Source organism: Blastocatellia bacterium (assembly GCA_035573895.1).
GTDB lineage: Bacteria > Acidobacteriota > Blastocatellia > HR10 > HR10 > DATLZR01.
The window spans coordinates 1-10275 of record DATLZR010000082.1 but is presented as its reverse complement, the minus strand read 5'-3'; the positions used below and the strand labels follow the sequence as shown (position 1 = coordinate 10275).

Here is a 10275-nt window from a genome sequence, read left to right as displayed (position 1 = left end):
TCCGGCGAGTGCGCGTTTCCATCGGAGAGGTCGTCCGTTGAAAAGTCGAGTTGTTCACTGTTTCTCAGCATCTCCATCTCCCACCTGAGGAACTACCGTTTCTGCCAATCGCGTGAACAAAACCAGCGTACCGGGAAGATGGTCTGTGGTAAAATGCTCCCTCCCCGGGGGATTCTCGATGCGATGAGAGAGACCGGCGACATAATCTTTCGGATCGAGGGGTTTGATCTGGAGAGGACACTCGAGAGCGGACAGTGCTTTCGCTGGCACCGCCTGGGCGCGCGTGACTATTGGGGCATCGTTCGGGGATGCGCTCTCCGGGTGAAGCAAACGAGTGAGGGGCTCCAGGCGCGAATTGTCGGCGGCACGCCTCCCTCGGAGCCGCGACGGATGGTCGCCCACTACTTCGATCTGGAGGGTGATTATGCCGCGATGCTCGCGCGGCTTCGACGCGATCCGATACTGGCTCCGCTTCTGCCCGACCATCCCACGATTCGCATTCTTCGGCAGGAACCGCTGGAGGTGATCATTTCCTTCATCGTTTCCGCCAACAATCACATTCCCCGGATTCGCTCGATCATCGAACGCCTGTGTCAGCGCTACGGCTCTCCGCTGGAAACACCTTTCGGACGAGCTTACACATTCCCCCGACCGGCGGCGCTCGCCCGTGCGCGGCTGAGTGATCTCCGTCATGGGTGTGGGTTGGGTTACCGGGATGTTTACGTTCGCTCCGTCGCGCACACTCTCGCGACACGTTCCGACGTCACATCCTGGGAAGAACTACCGACGGACATTCTTCGCGCACGATTGCGTCAGCTCCCTGGTGTGGGCGATAAGGTGGCCGAGTGCATTCTTCTCTTCGGTTACCACCGATTGGAGGCTTTTCCCGTGGACACATGGATTGAACGGGCGATGACGGAGCTTTACTTCTTGGGCGAACGCCCTCGCCCTTCGGAGATTCAGGCGCTGGCTCGACGACGATTCGGAGACATCGCCGGTGTTGCCCAGCAGTACCTCTATGCGTTTTTTCGTGAACGTCGTGGGCGCGTGCGGCGTTTCTCCTCGGAGGACGCGGTGGCCGTCGGGGCGAGCACGGCGGTACGTTCTTCTCCCGAGGACAAAGCGGATGGTGGAGAGGCCGGCGAAGATGACTTGGCGCCATAGAGACCACAGCGATGCTGACCAGGGCTCTGAAAAATCGTCTTCAACGCTCATTACTCGCCTGGTATGAGCGGAATCAGCGGCAGCTCCCCTGGCGGCAGACTACCGATCCCTATCGGATCCTCGTCGTCGAATACATGTCGCAACAAACGCCGGTAGAGCGCGTGCTCCCGTACTATGAACGGTTCCTTCGGACGTTTCCTGATATTAAGACGCTGGCGCGGGCGCGACTGGGGCAGGTGCTCAAGGTGTGGGAGGGACTGGGCTATTACGCTCGGGCGCGCCATCTTCTGGCGGCGGCGCGGCAGATCGTGCGCGAAGCCGGAGGAGTGATCCCGTCAACCTATGAGGAGCTGAGGAAACTGCCCGGCTGCGGCCCATACACGGCGGCTGCCATTGCCAGTATCGCCTTCGGTCAGCCCGTCCCAGTGGTTGACGGCAATGTGATTCGCCTGCTCTGTCGTCTGTTCGGGCTGAGGGAGGATCCTCGCCGAGAGGCTACTCGAGGCCGCCTGCGCGCCCTCGCTGGTGAGCTTCTTCCCCGTGACCGGGTACGCGCTTTCAACGAAGCGATGATGGAGCTAGGGGCGCTCATCTGCACACCTCGCGCGCCTCGATGCGATCTCTGCTGCTGGAATTTCGCCTGTCAGGCGAGGCAACTCTCCTCGCCCACACTGCTGCCGGTCAAAAGCTCGCCGCAGCGGCTGCCGCATCAGGACATCGCCATTGGTTTAATCTGGAAGGACGGTAAGGTTCTCATCGCCCAACGGTACCCGAAAGGGCTGCTCGGTGGGCTGTGGGAATTTCCCGGCGGTAAGCGCGAACCGGGAGAAACCCTGCGCCATTGCTGCGCTCGTGAGATCAAAGAGGAAGTCGGCCTCACCGTTTGCGTGGGGCGGAAATGGAAGACGATTCGCCATGCCTATTCGCACCTTCGCGTGACGCTTCATGTCTTCGAGTGCACCTATGAGGGAGGCGAGCCAAAACCTCTTGGCTGCCAGCGCGTGCGCTGGGTTCGACCCGATGAACTATCTCGCTACCCTTTTCCCGCAGCCAACAAAGTCCTGCTTGACGAGTTGTGCCTCCGCTTCGCTCCTTCCGGCTGAGACTCCTTGTGGGGGATCCTCCTCACGCGCGTCGCGAACGATGAAAACGAGGAGCGCACCTTCAAGCGGGCCTTCTCTCGGAGGCAAAATAAGCAGGCAGGAAGCCTGCGCTCCCGGGATATTTGGGGAGGAATCGCCCATGTGCTCAGGCACGCTACGAGGGGTGAAAAATGCGTTTGCCAACGGATGAGAAGGGCCAAATGATGAGTGATCCATTGGAACCTTTCATCCGTTGGAGATCATTTTCAAGGGAGGGAACGTGGAGATAAGAGGTTCGACTCCTCCGCCAGAAGACTCCAGAAGACTCTCCCGGCCGGGGCAACGATCCCGACTGTCGCCAGCTTGCGCGACGAAGTCTTGGCTGCACTCGCTCACCGGCGGTAAGATGAAGCCCTGATGGAGAACGAGGGAATTGATATTCTGCAGCTCATCGCCGAGCGCAAGATCGCGGAGGCTATCGAGCGCGGGGAATTCGAGAACCTGGCGCTCAAAGGGCGGCCGCTTGATCTCACAGCGGATCCGTTGGAGCCGGCGGAACGCCGACTGGCAAACAGGATTCTGAAGAATGCTGGAATCGCTCCGCTGGAACTCTCGCTTCAGCGTGAGCTGGGTGAGTTGCGCCGCGAGCTGAGTCGAACAACTCATCCCGGAGAGCGACAGCGGCTGGCGCGCGAAATCCGATTCATGGTCCTGCGTTTGAATGTCATGAGGCGGTGCGCTTTGCATGGGGAGAGATAAATCTCTCCCTCCGAGATCAGAGGAATCGGTACTCTCGTAGGCAATTGCACTCTCGTGCCGTGTGTTCTTCCCATTCCTCCACGGTCCACATCCCGGATGTAGATGACGGACAGCCGGGTCATCCGCGGGCGAGAAATCGCTTCTTGCGTTCTCTCATGGTGGTTTGTTAGAGTGCTCCCCCATGCACGATTCAGCATGAGGAGCGACGGCGATGACGACGGAGATCCGATACGATTGGACCATCGAGGAGATCGAAGCGATTTATACCCTGCCGCTTCCGGAGTTGATCTTTCGCGCTCAGATCGTTCATCGGAAGCACCATGATCCGCTGGAGGTTCAGGCGTGCCAGCTTTTGAGTATCAAGACAGGGGGCTGTCCGGAAGATTGCGCCTACTGTCCACAATCGGCGCATTACCACACGGGCGTTGAACGCACACCGCTACTCGCGGTGGACGAAGTTATCGCCGCTGCTCGACAGGCGCGGGCGCGAGGAGCGACACGACTGTGCATGGGGGCGGCCTGGCGTACACCTCCGGAGGGGGCTGACTTTGAGCGGATTCTGGAAATGGTTCGTCAGGTGCGGGCGATGGGCCTGGAGGCGTGTTGCACTCTGGGAATGCTGAGCGAGAAGCAGGCGCAGGCACTTGCGGCTGCCGGCCTCACAGCCTACAACCACAATCTCGATACATCGCCCGAGTATTACCCACGGATCATCTCGACCCGGACCTACAAGGACCGGCTGGACACGCTGGCTCGCGTGCGTCGCGCCGGGATCGCCGTGTGCTGCGGGGGCATCATCGGAATGGGCGAGAGTCGTCAAGACCGCTACCGGCTCTTGCATCAACTGGCTCTTCAGCGCCCTCACCCCGAGAGCGTACCCATTAATCTGCTCGTCCGGGTGGCGGGTACACCTCTGGCCGATCAACCACCGGTTGATCCTCTGGAACTCGTGCGAATGATTGCCACGGCGCGGTTGCTCATGCCAGGGTCAATCATCCGGTTGAGCGCCGGTCGTCTGTCCCTTTCGGACGAAGCTCAAGCCCTGTGTTTCCTCGCCGGAGCCAATTCCCTCTTCGTTGGGGAGAAATTACTCACCACGCCCAATCCGGAGATGGATCGAGATCGCGCTCTGATGGAGAAGCTGGGATTGCGCTGGCGGCGCCCAACGGATTCCGTCGGTCGGCATGAGTCGGGTCAATGATCTGAGCCGGCTGCACAGATGCGATCTGACGATGATCGTGTACCGAACGTGGCATCCTGAAAAAGAGATCAGTTTTATTCGGCCGCCCGGCCATGTGCTCCTGGGATTTCGCTTGACGGAGTTGCCGAGCGGTAGCTAGACTCACAGCCTTCGTCCGGCCGCGTTGGAGCGAGTGGCGGACGAAAAAAAATCATTGCCGGATAAATCGTCATGAAAATCCACGAATATCAGGCCAAGGCACTGTTAAAGCGATATGGAGTGACTGTTCCCGAGGGTGATGTTGCCGACACGCCCGAGGCGGCTCGCGCTCTGGCTGAGAAACTCGGCCAGAAGGTTGTGGTGAAAGCGCAGATCCATGCTGGGGGCCGGGGCAAAGCCGGAGGTATCAGAGTCGCTGCCTCACCGGATGAAGCCTATGAGATCGCCCGCCAGATGCTGGGAATGAAACTGGTGACGGCGCAAACCGGACCGGCGGGGCGGGAGGTTCGCCGCGTGCTCGTTGAACAGGCCCTCCGTCTGAAGCGCGAGTTTTACCTGGGAATCATCATTGATCGAGCCGCTCGACGGCCTGTTTTCATGGCCAGCCCCGCCGGGGGAATGGATATCGAGCAGGTCGCTGCCACGACGCCGGAACTGATCTTCAAAGAATACATCTCTCCGAGCCTCGGATTTCAATCCTTCCAGGCGCGGAAGCTAGCCTTTGCGCTGGGATTGCCTCCGGAATTAATCGGACCGGCGACCGCCTTTATGCAAGCTCTTTATCGCGCCTTCGTTGATCTCGATGCCTCATTGGTCGAGGTCAATCCCTTCTTGCTCACGGAAGATGGGAAGCTTTATGCGCTCGATGCCAAGATCACCTTCGATGATAATGCGCTCTTTCGCCATCCGGAATACGCCGCTTTGCGCGATCTCCATGAAGAAGAACCGCTCGAAGTCGAGGCGTCCAGGTACGAGCTGAATTACATCAAGCTCAACGGTACGATTGGGTGCATGGTTAATGGGGCAGGGCTGGCCATGGCCACGATGGACATCATCAAGCAAGCGGGAGCTGAGCCCGCCAATTTCCTCGACGTGGGAGGAAGTGCGACCACGACCCGGGTGGAGAATGCCTTCCGTATTCTTCTGTCGGATCCGAATGTTCGGGCCGTCTTGATTAACATTTTCGGTGGCATTGTCCGGTGCGACATCGTGGCTGAGGGTGTCATTGAGGCAGCCAAAAAGATCGGCGTCAGGTTGCCCATCGTTGTGCGGCTGGAAGGAACGAATGTGGAACGAGCCCGCGAGCTGCTGGCTCAATCCGGGCTTCCGTTGACTGTGGCGACGGGAATGAAGGATGCTGCCGAAAAGGTCGCAGCTCTGGCCCGGCAGGCATGAGTCAGCGCTTCATCTTCATCCGACCATACGAAAAGACAAGGGCAAACCCATTGTCAAGGATGAAGTCTTGAACCTCCGGGCGCGCCCGGTAGCAGAAGCACACGGGGAACACCGTTCCCTCCAGATGCTTTCGCGCTTGCTCTACGCGATGAGCGAACTTTCGCGCTTCTTTCAGGGTGAAGTTGTGCTTGGCTTCGCCCACGATCCAGATGACCCGGTTCGGTTGGGAAGGATCATGGGCCTGACCCAGAAGGTTGATTTCCACCTCCCGTCCGCCCCAGACCTTCCAGCTCCGCTCCAAGACTCCAACTTTCCAACCAAACTCCCGCTGCAGAACATCGTGAAGCACAATATAGGCTATATCTTCGATGTCGCCTCCGACCGTTTCGCTCAGGCCTCCCACCTGGCGATCTAATCGAACCAGTGCCTTCTCCATCCGCTGCTGTGCCTTTTCCGTCCGGGCCTGGGCTTCGATCAATTGCGCGACAGCTTCTTCGAGTCGACCCACACGCTCTCGCGTCTCAGCCAGAAGCACTTCGGATCGCGCCTGGGCTTCAGCCAGCCGGGCGACGGCTTCTTCGAGTCGGCTCACACGCTCTCGCGTCTCAGCCAGAAGCACTTCGGATCGCGCCTGGGCTTCAGCCAGCCGGGCGACGGCTTCTTCGAGTCGGCCCACACGCTCGACCGTTTGCGCTTGCACGTCTTCCAGTCGAGCCAGCCGCTCTTCCGACCGCGCCTGGGCTTCGGCCAATCTTACGATTGCTTCTTCCAGCCGTCCGACGCGCTCTTCAGTGTGCGCCTGCGCCTGTGCCAACTGAAGAAGAGCTGCTTGTATCTGGCGCTGACCCTCGATCAACTGTTGGCTCAGTTCCCGAAGGTCCTGGATGTCCTTTCGTGCAAGGTGGGCCTCTCGTGCCACAATACGCTCCAGTACCGTCACCATCGCTTCAGCTCCCGCGTCTCCCAAGAAGGGTTGAAGCAGGCTTCGAATCTCGTCTCGTTCCTTCGATGTCAGTTCTTCGACCATTCTCGTCTCTCCTCTGGCATCGGCCATTGTAGCATATCGCGATGGTCTGACAGAATTGCGGCTGAAGATTCAGAGCCCCCGCCTGTCAGGCAGCAAGGGGCCCTCGGAGGATGGATTGTTCGTAAAACGAGGGCTCTGTCCTAAAGCCAGAAGATCAACCTATGGTTGAGCTTATGGAACGCCGCAAAGGTGAGATTGCGACGGTAGTTCGGCGCGCGGTGAATGCCCGCGGTTGAGCTTATCGAAGGCCGTCAAAGGTTCTGCCGGAACCCTTGTGGGCATGCGAAGGGTAAGTCTGCCTCTCACCTCCCATGCAGCACACATCTTCATCAGAGGTGCAAGGAAGGTGGAAGCAACCGATGAAAATCGCTACGCCGCCTGAGTCTTAACTTTACCCGTTCGATTTCTTTTTCCCCTGTACGACCGCTTTCTCCTTCAGGTATTGCAATCGGCTGCGGGCGTAAGCAACCGACGCAATGACGCGCAGCGGAAGCTTTTCAAACGATGCAATAAGGCTGAATGCACGGGCTGCATCGGCTCTGGTCAGTGCGCCAATCAATCGCTCGATGACGGGAATCAGATTTCCTTGAGAAATCTCCATTGCCACTGCGGTGTTGGTAAAGGCGAAGACGAAGTTTCCCGCTTTATTCGTCTCAATCTCTGCATCCGAGCGGTTGAGAACATCAACGACGGCACCGAGACTGTCGAAGGTGCGTTCCGTATCAAGCGAGAGGGTGGCTTCGGCGATCTGAAGGAGCGAGCGAGCTTTCTCCGCCGAGGTCGGAAGCCGCTTGATCTTCGCCTCCGCTTCCTGAAGTGCGGCCAGGGCCTGATCCTTTTCCTTTTGCTCAGCTAGCCAACGAGCAATGGAAATAAAAGCGAGAGTGAATCGTTCGGGATTGTTCAGTTCCCGGGCGCTCTGGCGAGCCGTCTCAAGATCTTCGTCTCTAATGGCCCGCTGGACTCGTGAATAATGGACGTAGTCAGAAAGTTCGGTCCGCAGCCTGAGGTCGTTGATTTTCGGTACCGTTGCAAGAGCCAGGTCCCATCTCCCCTCGCCGACGGCCGCTCGAACGGCCTGAAAGAGCAGTTCATCGTGCTCTTCCGGCGTGGCTCGTTCGGCCCGCTGGAGAAGTTCGTTGAGCCTTTCTTCGGGCGGCAGAGTGCGCTGGGATTCGGCCGGCGGGAGGTGGGGCTGCTCAGGGGGGAGGTTCACGGAGAGTTGGCCGATCAGAGCATCGAGCGTGACCAGGTGATTAGGAATGAACTCGGTGACATGGGGGCGAATATTGATCAGAATCGCTCGCAGCATTTGCGGGCGGGCATACAGATCCCGCTCAATCACGGCGGGCGCAACGGCCGGATTCGAGACGGCCTGGGCGGCCATGCCGATGGCCTCGATCAAAGCATTCAGGTAGCTCGCCACTTGAGCCGGATTAACCGGTGGCGTCGGTCCGCCTATACTGTGGCGAATGGGTAATTGCAGGTCTTGATGCACGTAGGAGCCAAGCACGAGCAGTTCGGACAATAGCGGCGGATTGTTGCGGAATACCGCCCGAAGCGCCTTATCGAATAATGCGTCAGCCAATGCCCGATCTTTTTGCCGTAACCGCATGAGGAACTGAATAAACGGTTGGGGGATGCCCTCGCTCAGAATGGCTGCGGCCGCATCGGCAGCCTGCTTCGGATCTTGCTCGAGCAACGAATTTGCTAGACCAAGCAAAGTCTGAGCACGCTCAGAGCCTCGGGTTCGCTCAACTGAACGGGCAGCAAGTGGTTTCTCTCCCTTAGGGACAGATGGCGTCTGCTGAACCTCTTTTTCGGTCTCAATGCTCCTGGCCAGATCGGTAGCGAGGGTTGGATCGAGCTTGGCGACTTTCTCCAGGATCTCGCGCCTCAACGCCTGCGGCGTGCGCGTGCTGCCAATGGAAGCCCAGGAACGGGCCCCTGGCGGGGGGCCGGACTCGTCCCGAGGGGCATCCTTCGTGGCGCTAAAGGCGGCCTGAAAGAGTTGGCGCGCCAGCGGTTGATCATATTGCCAGAGGGCTTCGGCAACAGTGGCAGAGGCGCGAATCCGCAGGACAACATCGGCGATGTCTTTGACAGACTCAGAGGCCTGATAAAGAATCTGCAAGGCCTCCTGTTTCTGGCGCTCGATGTCTTCCGCTTCCTCCTCACCTGCTTTCTCCTGCGTTGTGGTTGACTTCTGCTGTTGATTCTGACCGCGTGTAATCGGGGAATTGGACGCGGGTACAAGCAAAAGCAGCAGAAGCCCAAGGAGTGAGCCTTTTACACATGGGTAACTGCTGACTCGATCCATACCTCGACCTCCCACCTCGTTGAGCTTTGGCGAGAACTTCAATGACTCAAACATGGTTGAAAACCGGTTAGTTCCAAAAAATTTCAGAGCCCATCCCATGCTCTCCTGCTCGACCTGCATCAGGCCCCATCCATGAGACCGCGCCACCGGATTGGCCTATCATTACTCCAGACGTGAGGTGTGATCGTAAATGCTCAAAATATCCAGGCAGTCATGCGCCCTTTTGCAACACGATCCCCTGATCGAACCGCTCCCCGGGAACTCTTTGGCCTTCTGGTCCTCTCTTGGCCTAATCTCTGCCGCCTGCTTGCCCCATAGAGGCTTTCTTGCGCGTTCCCCTTCGTCCATCTTTTTCTTGACAAACCTGTACGTTATCCATATACTTTCGCCTCGGATGTGGGACGCAAAATCCGAAAAAGGAGGTTGGTGATATGTTGCTGCTACAATTTGGCCCGGAATTGGCGGCCATCATCATCTTAATGTTGATCATCGCTAGTTTGGCAAAAGATTAGGATGAGTGACCGCCTTATGTACGCTCCACATGGTAGTCGTGGGGGGATCGGTAAGACGAATTTAGTTTGATTTTGATCACGTAAGTCCGAGAAAGCTGCAACTGATCGAGGAAATACCTTGTGCAACCATCTGGGAGCACAAGGTATTGTTTTTATGGGCACGTTTATTGTTCTTGAAGTTGGTCGGTGATGAGAACTCACCCAGTGTGCTCTCACTGTGCGCTGAGACGGGAGCGAGGCGTGTACTTCACACCCTACCCGCAGCGGCAGTGATTCTCGGGTACGGCCCACCACGAGAAGGTCTGGCTCCGGCACCGGCGTGCGTCCGCCCATTTTCGATTGTCGGTGGCACTACTGGTGGACGTCCTAGCCTGTGTGCAAGAAACGCCATGAAGAACTGAGGATGACTCGTAGCGGCTCGCGCCCGCATGGGAATTCTCGGTGTAATGACGGGCACGCAGGGAAGAGGCCAGGTCTTTCGTTCGATTCATCGCCTCCCCTGAAAGTGCCTGAGAGCGCACGTCTCCGGCGTGGTCGTTGAGCCGGCTCCTCATGGGCGCTCCCAGATTTTTCCTCATTTGTCACCAACGTCCGGTTCATGAGTGATTCCTTGGGCAATGGACGCCTCTTCCATCGCGAATCTGTTCGCCCGTTGATTTGGTGGGCGAGTTTGGCTAAAGTATCCCTTCACGTGATGGATCGGTATCATCCCACAACTGCCTTGTGATCACTCACCGGAGCCATAGAAGAGGAGGTAAACGACAAGCAATGAGCGAAGTCAAACGTGACGATCACACGCTTGTTCAAAGCTTGCTGAGAGAAGACCGGCGGTTCCC

The 10275-nt window shown here is 58.1% G+C and carries 7 protein-coding genes; 5 read left to right on the top strand and 2 right to left on the bottom strand.

Annotated elements, in window-relative coordinates; all coding sequences use genetic code 11:
• Positions 1-183: 183 nt before the first annotated feature.
• From VNM72_08255 to sucC, 5 genes are all read left to right on the top strand, one after another.
• Positions 184-1164: a DNA glycosylase gene (locus tag VNM72_08255; protein ID HXF05394.1), complete on the top strand. Its 981-nt coding sequence runs from the start codon at positions 184-186 to the stop codon at positions 1162-1164.
• A gap of 11 nt (positions 1165-1175) precedes the next feature.
• Positions 1176-2267: an A/G-specific adenine glycosylase gene (mutY, locus tag VNM72_08250; GenBank protein ID HXF05393.1), complete on the top strand. Its 1092-nt coding sequence runs from the start codon at positions 1176-1178 to the stop codon at positions 2265-2267.
• 396 nt (positions 2268-2663) lie between these two features.
• Positions 2664-3005, top strand: a complete 342-nt coding sequence (locus VNM72_08245; protein HXF05392.1) for a DUF1992 domain-containing protein — start codon at positions 2664-2666, stop codon at positions 3003-3005.
• A 211-nt stretch (positions 3006-3216) separates the two neighbouring features.
• Positions 3217-4206 (top strand): biotin synthase BioB, encoded by a 990-nt coding sequence (gene bioB / locus VNM72_08240; GenBank protein ID HXF05391.1) that lies wholly within the window; start codon positions 3217-3219, stop codon positions 4204-4206.
• A gap of 210 nt (positions 4207-4416) precedes the next feature.
• Positions 4417-5580: an ADP-forming succinate--CoA ligase subunit beta gene (gene sucC / locus VNM72_08235; protein ID HXF05390.1), complete on the top strand. Its 1164-nt coding sequence runs from the start codon at positions 4417-4419 to the stop codon at positions 5578-5580.
• 1 nt (position 5581) lies between these two features.
• On the opposite strand, the gene VNM72_08230 is transcribed toward sucC, so the two are convergent.
• Both VNM72_08230 and VNM72_08225 read right to left on the bottom strand, forming a co-directional pair.
• On the bottom strand, positions 5582-6607 hold the full coding sequence (locus VNM72_08230) for a hypothetical protein (protein HXF05389.1): 1026 nt from the start codon (positions 6605-6607) through the stop codon (positions 5582-5584).
• Between the two features lie 391 nt (positions 6608-6998).
• A complete protein-coding gene (locus VNM72_08225; protein ID HXF05388.1) occupies positions 6999-8927 on the bottom strand; it encodes a hypothetical protein in 1929 nt (642 codons plus the stop codon).
• Between the last annotated feature and the right edge of the window lie 1348 nt (positions 8928-10275).

Bases quoted from the DNA above. Each gene is read 5' to 3' on its own strand.
- VNM72_08255 (HXF05394.1), top strand. From the start codon at position 184: ATGAGAGAGACCGGCGACATAATCTTTCGGATCGAGGGGTTTGATCTG.
- mutY (HXF05393.1), top strand. From the start codon at position 1,176: ATGCTGACCAGGGCTCTGAAAAATCGTCTTCAACGCTCATTACTCGCC.
- VNM72_08245 (HXF05392.1), top strand. From the start codon at position 2,664: ATGGAGAACGAGGGAATTGATATTCTGCAGCTCATCGCCGAGCGCAAG.
- bioB (HXF05391.1), top strand. From the start codon at position 3,217: ATGACGACGGAGATCCGATACGATTGGACCATCGAGGAGATCGAAGCG.
- sucC (HXF05390.1), top strand. From the start codon at position 4,417: ATGAAAATCCACGAATATCAGGCCAAGGCACTGTTAAAGCGATATGGA.
- VNM72_08230 (HXF05389.1), bottom strand. From the start codon at position 6,607: ATGGTCGAAGAACTGACATCGAAGGAACGAGACGAGATTCGAAGCCTG.
- VNM72_08225 (HXF05388.1), bottom strand. From the start codon at position 8,927: ATGGATCGAGTCAGCAGTTACCCATGTGTAAAAGGCTCACTCCTTGGG.